Here is a 16,001-nt window from a genome sequence, read left to right as displayed (position 1 = left end):
CAGACGGTCCTGGACAGCGAAGCGGGCGACTACTACGTCCGAGCGCTCACCAACGTCGCCGACCGCCTCGTGGGCTTGACGGTTTGCGCGCCGAGGTGACCCGAGAAAGGCTGACGACCACGCCGGTCACGGCAAAGGGCTGTCCGGGCCGCCCGGGATGACCGCTTTCCGGGTGGACGTTATCGGCCGGAGCAAGTGCGTCCGGCCAGGGCCTCGGTCTGCGAGGCTCCGCCGCCCAAAGCACCGTGGAATGAGGCAAATATGGCCAGAACCGGTGCTCCGCCAACCGGCCATGGGAGGCACTATGCCGTACGGCAATCTTGTCGTCGTTCGCCGTCACCCCGGCCTTCGCGGCCTGCCGGGCGAGCTATCTGCTTCACCGGCCTCGACGACACGGTCCACCACCTCGAAACCGCCGAGGACCAGGGCCGGCTGATCAGCAAGCTCACCACCTGTCTCCGGCCCAGCGTCCTGGTGGCCGACGAAGTGGGACAACCAGCCGCTGGAACGAGCCAAGGCGAACCTGGACTTCCAGGTGATCTCGAAGCGTTACGAGAAGGGCTGGAACCTCCTGACCTCGGGGTGGGCAGGTAGGTGATGTCGCCGACCGGCCTGGTCCCGGGCCGTTCATGCGTGGAAGTCGCAGCCGATCAGGTCCGGGGCCGGCGTCACCTTCGGGTCCGGCCGGGTCAGCGAGCGGTGCGTGCGTCGGGTGACACCACGGATGTCGCGCTCGCGCATGACGCGGGCGATGCGTTTGCGGTTCACCCGTCGGCCCAGACGCCGCAGCTCGGCGTGGATGCGCGGAACGCCGTGGGTCTTGCGGGAAGCAAAGGTGCAGCACGGTGATCTCGTGCGCGAGCGTGTCGTCGGCCGCCTGGCGGGCTCGGCGGACGGCCTCGCCCTCGCGCAAAGCGTAGTAGGAGGAGCGGGCAAAGCTTCAGCACCCGGCACAGCAGGGCGATCGGGTAAATCGCCTTCTCCGTATGGATCAGCCGGTAGAGCTCGATCACCGGTCGTTCTCCTTCACGAAGAAGGCCATCGCTCCTCTCAGGATCTCGACTCCTGCTGTTCACGGACCTCCTTGCGCAGCCGGCGCAGATCCTCGCGCTCGGCACTGGTGAGCTCACCGGGCTGCCCCTCCCCCCGGTCGGCCCTTGCCCGGTGGTACCAGCCGCGCAAGACTCGAAGTGTTGCCGAGTTCCCAGGCAACCGCGGCGATCGTCTTGCCCGAGGCGTCGAGGACCACGATCGCGTCCCGCTCGAAAATCCACGGTGTACGCCTCGTGTACTTGCTTCCCACCTGGTGCTACTTCCTCTGGAACCTCAGGATCCCGGTCTCCAGGCCCGTCAGGTCGGACAAATGCTGCAACGGTGTGTGGGCATCGGCCGGTTCGATGGGGTCGCAGACGTGGTGCTCCGCGGGCCGACTTCAGCGGCTGGATGGCTGGCTCGAGCACGAGGAACTGCACACGTCTCCCGGCGAGTGAGCGGTGAGCGGTGAGCGGTGAGCGGTGAGCGGAGCGTCCGGGCAGACGGGAGATCCGGAGCGCAGCGGGCACGGCGGGTGCCGAGGCCTTGGGCCCTCGGCACCCGCCGTGTCGCGGCCGAATGGTCAGCGCTGCGGTGACCGTGCGGTTCAGGCGCCTTGATGCTGGTAGGCGCGGTCGACCCGCTGCTGGACGCTGTTGCCGGCCGCGTCGGTCGCGGTCACGCGCAGCGTCACGTACGCGTCGCCGTGGACGCGCCAGGGCCGCTCGACGGTAGCGGTGAAGCCGCTGCCCTTGCGGGTCGTCGTGGCTCGGCTCCAGTTCCTGCCGTCGTCGTACGAGGCCTCGACCTTGACCGTCACTCCGCTCGGGGCGGCCAGGCCGTCCTGCATGCGCACGCCCAGGCCGAGGGTGTGCTTGCGCTGTGAGCCCACCGCGTTGTGGACGTCCACCGGTACGTCGTAGTCGAGCTGGAGCATCGGCAGGACGGTCTTGGCGGTTGTGGTGTCCGAGCGGAACGTCCACGAGGTGTGCGTGCGGGTACCGAAGTGCCAGTTGTCGGACGTTCGGCTGGTGGCCAGGTCCAGACGGTATTCGGCGTCACCCGCCGGTACCTCGAAGTTGGCCCAGGCTCCCTGTACGGACTCCGCGATCTGCTTCCCGTTGCGGTGGAGCACCGCCTCGGACCGGTCGCTGACGCTGCCGAACTGACTGTGCGACCAGTGGACGGTCTCGGAGGAGTCGTTGAAGTCCGACACGCGCACCGACAGGTTGTCGCCGTCACGCACCGACGGCAGGTGCCCACCGCGCGGGATGGACGGGCGGACCACCGCTCGGTACCAGTCCTCCGTGGTGCGCTGCCCGGCCCGATAGGTGTGCAGGTCGTCGCGCATGCCGCCCTGCAGCGGCGAGGCGAACTGGTCGACGGGGCCGTAGGCGACGGCGTGCTGCCACTGGGTGTCCCCGGTGCTCACGTACTCGACACGTTCCTGCCCCACCGGGACGAAGCGGTCGTATCCGTAGAACGCCACGTTCTGGTACGGCCGCCAGGCGAAGCGCTGCTCGCTCGCCCAGGACGCGGCACCGGTCCGGGTGTAGGCGCTGCGCACCTGCGCCGTGTCCTGCTCCGAGACGGTGAAGACGTCCTGTTGCGGAATCGAGGTCTTGGCGATCGCCAGGTCGTACATGTAGGGGCTGCGCACGGTGCCGGAGAACTCCACCTTCGTGGTGCCCCTCCTCATACGCTCCAGCAGGGCCGCGCCGTCCGCGGCGGAGGCACGCAGGACCGGCAGGGCCAGCCGCTCCCCAACCGGCGACCAGTGGGTGCGGTGGTTGACACCTGCGGGCCACACCACCAGGAGCGCCTCGGCGCCCGCGTCCACCGCGGCGCGTTCGAGTGCGGCCGCGTCATAGCCGCCGGAGTAGTCGTCCCGTACGACGGCCAGCTTGCCGCGGACCCCGCGGAAGCGGGGCGCCTGCGCCGTGCCGGCGTCCGCGGCGGTGAGCCGAAGGCCCTTGTTGCTGAAGGGCGGCGACGTGGGCTCATAGGCGGGGGCGAACTCCAGCGCACGGCCGGGCACCTTGGCCCGGAGCTCCGGGGCCTTCATCTGGGTACGCAGGCCGAACTCGAAGGCACCGTCGGTGACCGGGGCGGTGGCGGTGGTGTAGTAGCGGTCCGAGGGCCAGACCATGGTGCCCACATTGCGGACGTTCCCGTCGATCTGGCGGTAGTAGACGGCGTCGAGGATGCCGTACCGCTCGGCGGGACGAGGCGTGCGGACCTTGACCTCGCGGGCCTTCGCGGCGTCGAGCGTCACCGTCATGTCCTTGGTGACCTTGATCTCGGGCACGACGACGTCGCCGACCCTGGCGGTTCCGTCGTCGCCGGGCTCCTGGAAGCTGCTGCTGATCTGGTACGTGCCCTCTTCCACCTCGGCGACGCCCGCGTGGGGATCCGAGTAGTCCACCTCGCCGTCGGCGCCCCAGATCTGCGGGGTCGCGCCCGACACGACCTCGCCGGCGCGGTCGCGCAGGACGACGGTCAGCCGGTGCTTGGGGGCGTGCACCGCGAGGGAGAGGGTCGTGTGGGCGAGCACGGTGCCGTCGGCGGACTTCGCGGTGACGTAGCCGAAGTACCGGCCGCGGACCGCCTGCGCGGGGTCGGTGTGCAGCGGGACCTGCGCCGTCGTCCCTGGCGCCACCTGTACGGTGCCGGAGTCGAGGCCGACCACGCCGTCCGCGAGCGAGCGGCCGGAGTCGGTCGCCAGCTTCACCGACAGGGACAGCGTCAGCGGCTTGTCGCCCGTGTTGGTGTAGCGGACGGTTGCCGCCTGCCGCGGTCCGTTCGCCTTGCCCAGGTCCACCGGGGGCAGTGCCAGCGAGCCGGTGGCGGTGAGCGGGCCCGTGGCCGCGGCCAGGTCGACGCGGCCGCCACCCTGCTCCGTCACCTTGGTGCCGGCCACCGTACGGGAGGTGCTGATCAACGCGTCCTTGAGTTGCTGTGCGCCCCAGTCGGGGTGCTGCTGGGCCAACAGCGCAGCCGCGCCCGCGACATGCGGGGTGGCCATCGACGTGCCGTCGAGCGCGATGTAGTCGGCGTTGACCGGGGTGCCCAGCGAGGTGCCGGCCGCGCGGGCCGCGACGATCCCGACGCCAGGGGCGGTGACGTCGGGCTTGACCGTGTCGTCACCGTAGCGGGGGCCGCGGCTGGAGAAGGGAGCGAGGGTGTCGCTGCGGTCGACGGCACCCACGGTGAGGGCGGCGTCGGCGGCGCCGGGCGTGCCGACGGTGTACCGGCCGGGGCCCGAGTTGCCGGCGGCGACGACGAACAGCGTGTCGGTGGACTCCGTCAGGGCGTTGAGGGCGACGCTCATCGGGTCCGTGCCATCGGTGCGGATGTCCGCGCCGAGGCTCATGTTGACGACCTTGGCGCCCTCGTCGGCGGCCCACTCCATGCCGTCGATGATGCCCGACTCGGATCCGTAGCCGTTGTCGTCGAGCACCTTGCCGATCAGCAGGTCGGCCTTGGGTGCGACGCCGCGTCGGGTTCCGTCGGAGGCCGCGCCGGTGCCGGCGACGGTCGAGGCGACATGGGTGCCGTGGCCGAAGTGGTCACCGGTGTTGCCGCTGCCGGAGAAGTCCTTCGCCCCGGCGACACGGTCGGCGAGGTCCCGGTGCTCGGCGTCGATGCCGGTGTCCAGCACGGCCACCTTGACGCCCTGGCCCTCGTAGCCGGCCTTCCACGCGGCCGGTGCGTTGATCTGCGCGGTGCTGCGGTCCAGCACTGCCCGCACCTTGCCGTCCAGCGCGATCCGCGGGGTGACCTCGGCGCGCGCGGCGTCCGACTCCCCGCCCGCAACGAGTGCCCTCCACAAGGCAGACAGGTCGTGGCCGGACACCCGCACCGAACGGGCGTCGATACTCTCCAGGTTGCGCGCGGGCGCCTTCCCGGCGTTGAGCGCAACGAGGCGGTCGGCGGTCGCCGCCGCTGCCTTCGCCGCCCGGGCGGTCACCCGGGCACCCGCTCGCGAGGGCTCAGGCCGAGACGAGACGATCAGTGGCAGAGCTGTGGAGCGGCCCTCGTCGAAGCCGTCGGCGATGAGGCCGGTCACGTCGAAAAGGCGACGGTCCAGGGCCCCGGCCGTCACGAGGGCCTCCGCGTCGAAGGGCATGACCGTCAGGGCATTGTCGTCGCCTTCGACGCGCCTGAAAGGCATGTGTTCGCGGCCGGGTCCGGGCTCGACCGACACGGCGCGCCGCCCGCCGGGCAGCGTCGTCACGGTCACCCGGTCGCCGCTGATCAGCCGTACCGTCGCCGAGGAGTCCCTCGTCGAGGAACCTTTGGTCGCGGCGGCCGGCCGGGCGGCTCCACCCGCAGAAGTCGGCTGTGCCGTGGCCACAGCGGGCACGCCTGCGGCAGCCAGCACCAACCCCGCAGCTATTGCCGCCCTGAGGCGGCTTCTTGAAGACATCAGCCAGAACCCTTCGTCCACCTGCAATTCACAACCTGGCCGATCATGTGTGGAACAGTTCGAAGGGGTCTACGAATTGGGATGGCGCAAACACGACATGGCCTAACTCCGACACGGATCGCCTCCGTGGCCGCCTGGCCCGTTGCAGCGTCGCTGAATCGGGAAGCTGTGCGGTGGGCTGGGGTAAGAGCCGTCGGGTCGGTCTCCGGAGGCAGCGGCCCGACCTGCCCGGCGGAACACGGCGAGAGCAGCTATCCACCGTCGTACGCCACTATCGGGGTGTTTCGTCAGCGGCTCACCAACCCCCCGGAAAGTGCATCGCGGTTCCTGGGCGGGCCGCGAGCTGCCGTCGTCTACGGCGACGGCAAGGAGACATCGGTCCTGCCACACGCGCCCGGTCGCCTGAGCGGGCGGGACCCCGGCACCGGTCGGCGTCGGATCAGGCCCATCCTCTGGACCAACAGAGCGGTCTGGAAGCGGTGTTCGAGTCGGGCTTGCCGAGCTGGTCGAGCAACGTCCGTGCTTCCCCGCGCCGGCCGGGGGCGGGGCGCCTCCAGGCCGGACTTCACGTTGTGACGATCGTCGGCCGTCAAGCTCGCCGTCCCTGTGAAGCGGCAGGAGGACGGTTGGCGCATCGCCCACTATCAGGTCGCGCGTTCCGACTAGGCCCTGTCAGGCGGATCTCGCGACCGGTGGCCGTGGTTCCGTGGCGTGGCCGTAGCCTCCTCGGTCGTGATCGAGCGCTCAGTCGGCGAGCGGAGGAAGCCGTCGGCATTGTCCAGGATGGCGAGTACCGGGAGTCGGTCTGGAGTTCTACTACCGGGAGCGGCCGGACGTGGTCAATGCATGTGGAGAGGCCCCGAGCCCTCCTGGAGTGTGTGTGGCCTTGGCCGGCCGGTCCCCTTCCTTTCCGTACGCATGGGCGAGGTCGGGACGGCCGCAGCCGAGCCGGCGTCGATCAAAAGGCCCTCCGAGCCGGGACGAACTCAAGGAGACCGCAAGATGACCAGCTTTCGCCTGCCGATCGTCCGGTCAGCAACCGTCGTGGTGAGGGAACAGCATGGCGTCGAGTCGTGATCGACGAAAGCGACGTCGAGCCCCCACGGAAGCGGAAAACGGCTGGGTGACCATCATGTGATGACAAATCAGGCCCTCTGTCACGCGGACCTGACGGCCGACCCGAGTTCTGCGCCCCCTGTGATCGACACCGGCGGGACAAGCGAGCGTCGTGACACGAGGCTTTGGATAGGCTGCGGTGCGCTCCGGCTGCCGGAGCTCAACTGCGCCGCTGTGGAGAGCGACGGGTGCTGCCGCCACACCCCAGGTGTGGCATCGCCCTCGCAGGCTACCGCCGGTGCACAGGTGTGGCCGCGAGCCGCGATCCGAATGGGGTGGGGAATTGTCCAGTCACCGGCTGACCAAAAGAGGCCGTTACATCGCCTGGGCCACGACGGGTGTCGTCGTTGTCGCGGGCGCCGGCATCGCGGCGCAGACCTCCATGGCCGCACCGAGCTGGCCGGCACAGAAGACGTACACGGGGCGGGCGTTCGACACCTGCACGGCGCCCTCACTCGCCGCGATGAAGGCCTGGAACACCGGCTTCTACGGGGCAGTGGCCGTCTACGTGGGCGGCAAGAACCGCGGCTGCGCCCAGCCCAACCTCACCGCGTCGTGGGTGAAGTCGGTCAGCGCCGCCGGATGGAAGCTGATCCCGCTCTACGTCGGAGCCCAGCCGCCCTGCCAGACGAGCAGGAACCCCGAGAGGTTCACCGCCTCCACCGCAGCATCCGTCGGGGTGAGCAACGCCAACGACGCCGTCGCCAAGGCGTCCGCCCTCGGCATGAAGCCCGGTAGTCCCATCTACCTCAACATGGAGTCGTACGACATCACGAACAAGGCGTGCAACGACGCCACCCTGACGTACGTGCGCTCCTTCACCAAGACCCTGCGGGCCAAGACGTACCGCGCGGGGTACTACGGCTTCTCCAGCTCCAGCGCCAAAGCCATCGCCACCGCCGCCAACAGGACCGATCTGCCGGGCAACCTCTGGTACGCGCTGTGGAACAACAAGAACACCACCACCGCCGACTGGCCCTGGGACCCGAAGCTGTACACCAACCACAGCCGCGGCCACCAGTACATGGTCAACAGCAAGGAGACCCGCGGCGGCCACACCATCACCGTCGACCGCAACGCCTGGGACGCCCCGGTCGCCATCACCGGCTGAGAGACCGGGCCCTCACCAGCACTTCCCCGACCAGCTCGACCACCCGGCATGGTGGCGGCCGCGTACCAAGACGGCCGCGGCCTTGACCGGTGGTGCGGCGGTCGGGCTGAGCACCGAGTCGGGCGGTTGGCCGCCGCCGGGCTCGGCACCTTCTCTGAGGCCGGGAGACGCCACCCCCGACGGGGGGGGGGGGGGGGGGGGGGGGGGGGCCGGCCCCCCCCCCCCCCCCGGGGGGGGGGGGCGGGGGGGGCGCCCCCCCCCCCGCCGCCCCCCGGGGCGCCGGCGGGGGGGGGGGCGCGCCCCCCCCCCCCCCCCCCCCCCCCCCCCCCCCCGCCCCCCCCCCCCCCCGCCCCCCCGGCCCCCCCCCCCCCCCCCCCCCCCCCCCCCCCCCCCCGCCGCTCGGTGTCTTTCCGGGCTCAGGCGCCCCTAGCCCGGCGCAGGCGCCTGGCCTTGGCCCGGCGGTGCGGGGCCGCCGGGTCGGCGACCGTGCCGGCCGTCTGGGTGCGGGACACGGCGGTTCGGCCGGTGTCCAGCCGGGCCGCGACCCGCGCCAGGGCCCTGTCCCCGGGACGGGCGGCGATGTGGAAGTGCGAGACCTTCACCGGGGTCAGGTCATCGCCCCACACGACCGTCCCGTCACAGTCCGCGAGGATGTCCCGCACGATCGCCTCCTGGTGCGGCCACAGCCCCTCGCTCCCCTTCAGCGGATAAGCGGTGGGGTGGAGCGCGATCGCGGTGCCGGACAGGTGGTTGGACTCGAAGTCGGCGCCGATCGTACGCCGCGTGGTGTAACCGGCGACACCGCCTCCCTCACCCGTGTCGATCGCGGCGATCTCGTAGTGCCAGCGCCGCGCGACGTGCAGCAGCACCGCCGCGACCGCGCCGCGCCGCAGGCCGAGCGACGCGGCGGACCCCTCGACGTGGTGGACGCTGACAGCGGCGGCATCGATCCGCCAGCCGTTGGCGGAGGCGTCACCCGCCCAAGGCCGCGTGCGCGGCGCGGCCGCCGCTGCGGGGGTGGCCGAAGCGCCCGACGCCACGGCCAGCACGCCCGTGCCGACGGCGGCTCCCAGGAGACCGCGTCTGGAGATCATCGGCTTCCTCCCTCACCCTCGGCCGACGGCGGAGACGCCGGGATCGCCGCCGTCGCGCCAGATGTTGTGGTCCAGGCCCCAGCCCGCCTGGAACTCGTACTCATGGATCTGGTTGAACGACCAGTTCTCCGGCAGCGGGAAACCGAGGTTCCCCGAGAAGCCCCAGGACATCCCGGACACGAACGACCAGCGGGCGCCGGCGTCCTTGGACACCCGGATGCACACGTTGCGGGAACCGTAGACGCCGAAGGTGTAGCGGCTGCCGAGCTCGGCGAGAGCGGCCCTGACGCCGTTGAAGTACGGCACGACATGGCTGGTGATCTCCTCGTCCGTCGCGTCGTAGTCGACCCCGAAGTAGATGCACGTACCGGCGCCGATCCCGTGTTCGGCGGCCTTCGCGTGAGCCTTCTTCCCCTGGTCGTAGCCCTTGTCGTAGGTGAAGTTGCCGAGCACCGTGCCGTTGTACTGGAAAATCGGGAAGAACCTCAGCCCGGCGTTCAGAATGGCCTGCGGCTCGCCGGGCTTGAGCGCCTTGCCGAGATAGCCCTCGTCGCCCGGGGCGAGATGCTCGTCCAGATAGCGGCCGACGATGTGGTAGCCGTTGGCCTTGAGCAACTGACCGCGCTGCGGGGTGATCTCCGTGATGCAGTCGCAGCCGGTGGCGTCCCGTGAGGTGTCACCCGACGACACGAGGAGCTGCGCCCAGGTCGCGTAGTCGTTGTGGCCCGTGACGGGGAGCTGGGAGAACCTCTGGAAGGCCTGGAGCCACCCCACGTGCGTGCCCGTGCGGGCGTCGGTGCCGATGTCCGCCGGAAGGTAGTGCGCCTGTCCGTTCGCCGTGTATGTCGGTGAGTTGACGTAGCACGCGGCGCGGAACAGGTACCGCAGATCGCCCGTGAGGGTCTCCGATCCCCGTCCCTTGAGGGCTGCCTGCGTGCCCGGTCCGAAGTACCCGTTGATCGAACCCAGGGCTGTCCCGATCTCGTACTGGATGGCCATCACGAGCCCCTGCTGGACATCGCGGGAGTAGATCCCGTCGCAGGGCACCAGGCTCATCGCGGGAATCTTGATGCCCGCGACATAGCGGGAGTTCAGCCGCTGCTGGATCGCCCGGACGTGGGGGTCGCCACCCGGCACGAGCCGGAACTGGTCCATGCGCAGCAGCGACTTCAGGACGTGCGGCCACATGGCGAGGCGCTGCCCTGCGTCGGCATGGTCCAGGCCCATGTCGGCGTACAGCTGCCGCAGGGATGCCCCGGACTCCTCGCCCCATCCGCCGAGGAACTGGGAGGCCCAGTAGCCCTTGCACCACAGCGCGCCGTTGTACAGGCGCAGCAGATTCTCGTTCCGCTCGAACTCCGGCACCAGCTCGCGGTTCTTCACCGCGTCGAACGTGCCGGGACCGAAGTTCTGGACGGTGGGTGATATGCCGAGTTCGTGCTGAAGCCCCTGGGTGAGCGCGAGCACGGTGTTCCAGCCGGTGTATCCGGTCTCGGAGCAGATCACGTACCCGGGTGCCGTGTCGTAGGTCTCGTTCACCCACTTCTGCGTCCGGTACACGTAGATGTCGGCGGGTCCCCGCCATGGCGCGGATGGGTCGATCGTCGATCCCGGCCGCGCGTACATGTGCAGGTTGCCAGGGCATTCGGTGTCGTAGCCGAAGGAGTGCGGGAGGATCTTGTTCCCGGTCTTGCGTGTGGCGGTGTGACGCAGGTGATCGATGAGGTCCCTGATCCCTCGCAGCGTTGCCTCGCTTGCGACGTCCTGGGAGCGGATCATGCCCACGATCGAGTAGAAGCCCTCGTTGCGCCCCACGTTCTCGATGGGTTCGGCGTCGCCGGCGTTCCCTTCGCCGCGTTCCTCTCCGCGCCCCTGGTAGACGTGGCCGTGCGGACAGACGAGGTAGTTGTAGGCGATGTCTCCTTCGAATTCGCCGCCGGTTCCGTGGTCCACGTAGACGTCGGCGATCGCCTTGCGGCAGTCCTCTTCCGTCAGAAGGTCGCTGGTGCTGCCGGCGCCGAGGTAGTGCAGGAACACACCCATGTGACCGGTCCAGCGGGGATTTTCACTGGCCTCGGGACCGTTACAGGCGTGCGCCTGCAGGTGCCGGGGGGCATACTGCCCCCAGGTGGCGCGCAGGTTGATGGTGACGGGCATGGTCCTCGCTCCGGTCAGCAGGCGTAGTGCGGGTCGTGGATGTAGTCCGCGTCGTCGGTGAACCAGCGGTGACCGCTGATCGCGTTGTCCGCCCAGCCGCCGTCGAGGAACTTCTCGTAGCCGAGGGACAGGTCGGCGTAGTAGTTGCCCGCCTCGATGCAGAACGACGACTGGTTCGTGCTCGGGTTCACGTCACGGCGCAGCGCGACCTCGCTGAACAGGCCGGGGAAGCCGTTGTTCCACACGGAGGTGGCGCGGTCGTTGAAGTTGCCGCAGTCGTTGCCCCACCACTCGTCGTCGCGGTCCCACCGGCACCAGTCACCGCGGAAGTTGGGCAGGTCGTAGGCGTACAGATAGCCGTCCGCCCCGTCGGCCGCGGCCAGTGCGCCGAGGTCGGCGCCGGGCCGTACCGGGGTCGGCGCGCCGGGGGCGGCGCCGGCCGCCGCCGGCGCGGACGGTCCGGTGTCCGAGTCGGCCATCGCGGGGCCCGCGGTGGCGACCAGTCCGGTCACGGCGGCCGTGGCCAGGATGCTGCGTACGTACTGCTTCATCTCGTGCCTTCCTTGTGGCTGTTGAGCCGCGACGGGTCTTCGTCGCGGACGATCCGGTCCGCCTCCGGCAGTGCGGCGAGCCGCATCCGGCGGGCGTTGATCACGTCGGCGAGGTACCGCTCGCGCACCTGCGCGAGGTGCCGCTCCTCGACGTCCGTGGCGACCTCCGCGAGGCCGGAGCCGACGGCGCAGGCCGCCTCGGCGACGGCGTACTCGATCTCCTTGGCCTTGGGAGCCGAGTCGCCCAGCGCGGCCCGCAGCCGCTGCGGGGACTCATGCGGCAGCCCACGTCCGGCCACGCAGTCCGACCAGCCCCGCACGGCCTTCGTGAACGCCGGGTCCGCCTGCGCCCGGCTCATGGCCAGCGCCGTGACCCCGCGGTCCACGGCGTCCGCGCCGAACCAGGTGCGGAAGTCGCCGTACAGCTCACCTCGCGCCTCGCTGGTGCAGCCGCGGGTGCTCCGCCCGGTCGTCATCCCGCCGGGGAGGGTGACCTCGACGGTGTCGACGCCACCGCCCTGCCAGGCGCGCAGCGCCTCGGCGCGCCGCTCGGGCGTCAGGGCCCGGAGGCGGTCACCTACTGGGTCGTCCGCGCGCAGCCGGGCGGTCTCCTCGGGGGTGCGGACGCGGGTGCCGTAGCCGTGCTCGCGGGCCCAGGCCACGTCGGCCAGGACGAGCGCCATCGGTGGCGGCTCGGGGCCGGTGCTGGCCGGCTGGGGTGCCGCCGGCAGGTCGAACCCGGCGCGGGCCATGCAACGGCGCTCCAGGATCTCCTCGGCCCTGCGCAGGGTCGCGAGTTCCTCGGTGGTGGCCTCGCGTGGGAGCGTCGCATCCGGCTCGGGGCTCGCGGCCGGCGCGCCCGGGTCGGCTGGTCCACAGGCGGCGAGCGTTGCGATCAGCAGCAGTGACAGCGCGGCGAATCTGCGCACCAGGTCTCCCCCACACCCGTACGTCTCCGGTCGCCTTCGGGGTGTCCGGGAGGCCGACCGTCCTCGGTCGCCTTCAGGGTGTCCGGCAGGCCGAACGCACCGCACCCACTTTCGGTCTCACCCGAAAAGCCCTGCCGCACGGGGCCGTTGTGAAAGAGGCGACGCAACTGCCCCGCCCCTGCGTCCCTCTTATCTCACAGCCAGTCACCTCGGGGGGTTTCGCCTGTGCTGAACATTCATTTCTCTTCCGACGACCTGGGCCGGGTCCGTCTCGCCACCGCACCGGACCCGTCCTGGGAGATGTTGCTGAGCCTGCACGCGCTCGGCGGCTCACCGGACCACATCGTCTTCGGGCCCTGGCGGGCCACGGCCCTCAATCCACTCGATCCGTCGCTCGCCCTGCTGCGCCGGCTGGCACCGCCACGCGGCTACTCGCCCGATTTTCTGACGCCGGGCGTGGGCATCGACCTGGAGTCCGCCGTGGACGCCGTCCTGAGCGTCGGCCGCGCGCGCCTGCGCGGCGAACTCTCCCTGCTGCCCGCCGGGCGCCACGCCGATCCGTGGATGCGCGGGCTGGCCCTGGGCGAGCCGGAGACGATGCACCGGCTCGGCGGGGCCATGCGCCGCTACCACCAGCGGGTCCTGGCACGCCCGTGGCCCCGCATCCGTGCGGTGATCGACGGCGAACGTGCCCTGCGTGCGCGCGACCTGCTGGACGGCGGCGTCGAGCGGCTCCTGGGCAACATCCATCCGCTGGCCCGCTGGGAGCCGCCGGTGCTCAAAGTGGACTACCCGGTGCCCCAGGACCTCTTCCTCAACGGCCGCGGACTGCTGCTGATCCCCTCGTACTTCTGCTGGCGCCGCCCCATCACGCTGCGCGACGGGGAACTGGACCCGGTGCTGGTCTATCCCGCCAACCGCGGCCTCCATCTCCTCACGGAAGACCCCGGGACCCCTCAACTGACCGCGCTCGCCCGCCTTCTGGGCCGCACCCGCGCGGCGGTCCTGGAGGAGATCGCGTCGTCCAACGGCACGACCGGCGGGGAGCTTGCCCGGCGGCTTGGCATCTCGGCCGCCTCGGCCAGCGAGCACGCCGCGACCATGCGGGACGCGAACCTGATCATCAGCCGGAGGGTGACGAACACCGTCTGGCACACCCTGTCCCCGCTCGGCCAGGCGCTGCTCGAAGGGCGCAGACCGGACGACGCGCCGTACGCCCCGGGCCTGGCCCGGATCGACGCGCGGTCGGCATGACCCGGCGAACGGCGTGCTCCCGGTCTGGCGGCGGGGTGTCGCTCCGCCGGCCGTCGAGAGGAACCCCGCACCCGCCCCAGCTTGTTCGACCGTCTCGGCGGTGATCGTTCCCAGGTCCACCGCGAAGTCCCCAGGGAGGGCAAGCGGACTCCCGGCATGCGCTCCGAGGCGACCGTCCGTCGTGTGAACCTCGCGAGCGCAGCCCGGCGGCCTGCCGTTCGCGATCCGGTGGTGTCGTCGGGCAGTGGGTGGCGGATCGTGTCATCGGGATGGTGAGCGGGCGGAGTTACAAGGGGTGGAGAGGGCGCCCTCCACTCTGTTTGCTCGCAACGATCGGCAAGGAGTGCCACATCCATGACTCGGATGACGACAACGAAGAAGTGCGCGGCCGCCGTGGTGGTCGCGGTCGCGCTGGCGGGAGCGCCGGCGGCGGCCCAGGCCGTCGCGCCGCAGCAGGTGCCGGCCGCCGCGGAGGACCACGGCCGGTCCATCGAGGCGACCGGACACGCGGCTGGGGCGGTGCGGGTGGTGGCGCCGGGTGAGCGTGTCGAGGCCGGGGCAGGCGTCGAGCTGTGGCTGACCGGGGAAGGCAAGCACTGGTCGACACCTGAGATGGACCACCAGTTCCGTAGCGTGGTCGACGGCAACATCGACCTGGGCAGTCCCAGCATCGGCCTGATGTCGGAGCCCCTGGGCGACCGCTACTTCCTTTCCGGGATCTACGTGGCCAAGAACGGCTCGGTCCGGGTCGTCGTCGACACCAGCGACGGCAAGGTCACTGCCTCTGTCGTCCGGCTGGCCGGCAAGCCCGGCTGGGGCGTCTGGTACATCGACGTCCCCCTCCACGACGACCTGACCATCAACAGCGTCACCCTGTACGACAAGCACGGAAAGAAGATCGCGTCTCTCGCCCCTTCCCACCCGTAGCCCGCCCCGGGCCCTGACGGCTCTTCAGAGGTGACCTCCTGGCTGGGCGGGGGCCGGACCCTTCCGGCCCTCGCCCCGGCCCCAGCCGCCCCGTTCCCGTCCCTGTCCCCGGCTCCCCCCCAACTTCAAGGATCCGTTGTCGTGACGCACGAGAGCCACGCCGACTTCACCGAGTTCGCCACCGTGGCCTGGCCCCGCCTGGTGCGTACGGCTCATATGCTCACCGGTGACTTCCACGAGGCCGAGGACCTCGTCCAGACCACGCTTGCCAAGGTGTACGCGCGGTGGCGGAAGATCCCGCGTGACGAGGTCAATGCCTACATACGCCGGGCTCTGGTCAACAACAACATCAGCCGGGTGCGCAAGAAACGTATAGGCCACCTGCTCATGCCGTTCCTGCCCGAGTCGATCCACCGGTCGCACGGCGGGCACGCCGATGCCGTCGAGCGGAGTGCCGTACTTGTCGAGGCCCTCGCTGTCCTGTCCGCCCGCCAGCGTGCCGTCGTGGTGCTGCGCTACTGGGAGGACATGAACGAACAGGAGATCGCCGAGGCGCTGAACTGCTCCGTCGGGACCGTCAAGACGCATGCCCGGCGCGGGCTGGAGGCCTTGCGCACCCATCCCCACCTCATCCTCCACCCCGCCCACCAGGAGGCGAAGCGCTGATGTCCCCGAACTCTGGGCCCCTCTCCGAGCTTCGGCACGAAGCCGAACGACTGCATGACGCATTCAGCGAGGTGGCCGACGCCGTCACGCCTTCTCCCGTACCTCTGGCCGCCATCGAACGGGCGGGGCGTGCCAGGCGGCGCCGACGCACCGCGGGGCCGGCGATCGTTTGCTGCCTGCTCCTGGCTCCGCTGACTGTCGTCACGGCCCGCGCCGTCCTCCCCGATCACAATCCTCCGGAACGGACCAAGGTCACCTCGCGCCCAACGCCCTCGGACACAACGGCCGAGCACACGGTGCGGGTCGTGGCACCAGGCGAGCGTGTCGAGGCCGGGGCAGGCGTCGAGCTGTGGCTGACCGGGGAAGGCAAGCACTGGTCGACGCCTGAGATGGACCACCAGTTCCAGACCGTGGGCGACGCCGACGCAGAGCCTCGCCAGCCGCACGTGGGGCTCAGAACAGAACTCCTCGGCGACGGCTACTTCCTGTCCGGGATGTACCAAGGGACCGACGACGCCGCTCGTGTCGTCGTCGACACCAGCGACGGCAAGGTCACCGCCTCTGCAGTCCGGCTGGCCGGCAAGCCCGGCTGGGGTGTCTGGTTCACCGAAGTCCAGGCCCACGACAACTTCGCCGTCAAGAGCGTCACCGTCTACGACGAGCAGGGGGAGGAAGTCGCCAGCATGACCCCCGCCCGACCATGACGACCGGCGCCCATCGGTGTGTGCGTCGGCG

Annotated in this window: 14 protein-coding genes; 7 read left to right on the top strand and 7 right to left on the bottom strand. The window is 70.6% G+C overall.

The features are described from left to right. Positions 1–261 precede the first annotated feature (261 nt). Positions 262–594: an ATP-binding protein gene (locus ACGF8A_RS25555; RefSeq protein ID WP_393111978.1), complete on the top strand. Its 333-nt coding sequence runs from the start codon at positions 262–264 to the stop codon at positions 592–594. A gap of 33 nt (positions 595–627) precedes the next feature. On the opposite strand, the gene ACGF8A_RS25550 is transcribed toward ACGF8A_RS25555, so the two are convergent. From ACGF8A_RS25550 to ACGF8A_RS25540, 3 genes are all read right to left on the bottom strand, one after another. Further along, on the bottom strand, positions 628–954 hold the full coding sequence (locus ACGF8A_RS25550; protein WP_393111976.1) for an IS3 family transposase: 327 nt from the start codon (positions 952–954) through the stop codon (positions 628–630). 96 nt (positions 955–1,050) lie between these two features. Beyond that, complete coding sequence (locus ACGF8A_RS25545) at positions 1,051–1,182, bottom strand: hypothetical protein (protein WP_393111974.1); 132 nt, start codon at positions 1,180–1,182, stop codon at positions 1,051–1,053. 457 nt (positions 1,183–1,639) lie between these two features. Continuing rightward, the gene (locus tag ACGF8A_RS25540; protein WP_393111972.1) at positions 1,640–5,161 is read right to left on the bottom strand and encodes a S8 family serine peptidase; all 3,522 of its coding nucleotides are present in this window, start codon (positions 5,159–5,161) and stop codon (positions 1,640–1,642) included. Between ACGF8A_RS25540 and ACGF8A_RS25535 the strand changes: the two genes are divergently transcribed. Both ACGF8A_RS25535 and ACGF8A_RS25530 read left to right on the top strand, forming a co-directional pair. Next, complete coding sequence (locus ACGF8A_RS25535) at positions 5,160–5,567, top strand: hypothetical protein (protein WP_393111970.1); 408 nt, start codon at positions 5,160–5,162, stop codon at positions 5,565–5,567. The genes ACGF8A_RS25540 and ACGF8A_RS25535 overlap by 2 nt on opposite strands. 1,293 nt (positions 5,568–6,860) lie before the next feature. After that, complete coding sequence (locus ACGF8A_RS25530) at positions 6,861–7,688, top strand: glycoside hydrolase domain-containing protein (RefSeq protein ID WP_393111968.1); 828 nt, start codon at positions 6,861–6,863, stop codon at positions 7,686–7,688. A gap of 416 nt (positions 7,689–8,104) precedes the next feature. On the opposite strand, the gene ACGF8A_RS25525 is transcribed toward ACGF8A_RS25530, so the two are convergent. The 4 genes from ACGF8A_RS25525 to ACGF8A_RS25510 are packed head-to-tail and all read right to left on the bottom strand — an operon-like array spanning position 8,105 to position 12,419. After that, on the bottom strand, positions 8,105–8,782 hold the full coding sequence (locus ACGF8A_RS25525) for a hypothetical protein (protein ID WP_393111966.1): 678 nt from the start codon (positions 8,780–8,782) through the stop codon (positions 8,105–8,107). 12 nt (positions 8,783–8,794) lie between these two features. Then, on the bottom strand, positions 8,795–10,939 hold the full coding sequence (locus tag ACGF8A_RS25520; protein ID WP_393111964.1) for a glycoside hydrolase domain-containing protein: 2,145 nt from the start codon (positions 10,937–10,939) through the stop codon (positions 8,795–8,797). A 14-nt stretch (positions 10,940–10,953) separates the two neighbouring features. Continuing rightward, the gene (locus tag ACGF8A_RS25515; RefSeq protein ID WP_393111962.1) at positions 10,954–11,490 is read right to left on the bottom strand and encodes a hypothetical protein; all 537 of its coding nucleotides are present in this window, start codon (positions 11,488–11,490) and stop codon (positions 10,954–10,956) included. Beyond that, complete coding sequence (locus ACGF8A_RS25510) at positions 11,487–12,419, bottom strand: hypothetical protein (RefSeq protein WP_393111960.1); 933 nt, start codon at positions 12,417–12,419, stop codon at positions 11,487–11,489. The genes ACGF8A_RS25515 and ACGF8A_RS25510 overlap by 4 nt, the downstream gene beginning before the upstream one ends. Before the next feature lie 225 nt (positions 12,420–12,644). Here ACGF8A_RS25510 and ACGF8A_RS25505 point away from each other — a divergent pair, with 225 nt between their 5' ends. The 4 genes from ACGF8A_RS25505 to ACGF8A_RS25490 all read left to right on the top strand — a co-directional run bounded on the left by ACGF8A_RS25505 (position 12,645) and on the right by ACGF8A_RS25490 (position 15,970). After that, positions 12,645–13,673: a MarR family transcriptional regulator gene (locus tag ACGF8A_RS25505; protein ID WP_393111958.1), complete on the top strand. Its 1,029-nt coding sequence runs from the start codon at positions 12,645–12,647 to the stop codon at positions 13,671–13,673. A gap of 354 nt (positions 13,674–14,027) precedes the next feature. Continuing rightward, a complete protein-coding gene (locus tag ACGF8A_RS25500) occupies positions 14,028–14,600 on the top strand; it encodes a hypothetical protein (RefSeq protein ID WP_393111956.1) in 573 nt (190 codons plus the stop codon). Between the two features lie 141 nt (positions 14,601–14,741). After that, complete coding sequence (locus ACGF8A_RS25495) at positions 14,742–15,266, top strand: SigE family RNA polymerase sigma factor (protein WP_393111954.1); 525 nt, start codon at positions 14,742–14,744, stop codon at positions 15,264–15,266. A 305-nt stretch (positions 15,267–15,571) separates the two neighbouring features. Next, positions 15,572–15,970, top strand: coding sequence for a hypothetical protein (locus ACGF8A_RS25490; RefSeq protein ID WP_393111952.1), 399 nt, complete (start codon positions 15,572–15,574; stop codon positions 15,968–15,970). Positions 15,971–16,001 lie beyond the last annotated feature (31 nt).

This window comes from Streptomyces sp. NPDC047706 (assembly GCF_043204795.1).
Classification (GTDB): Bacteria; Actinomycetota; Actinomycetes; order Streptomycetales; family Streptomycetaceae; genus Streptomyces.
Note: the sequence above shows the minus strand (reverse complement) of the source record. Positions and strands in the feature narration are given on the sequence as shown.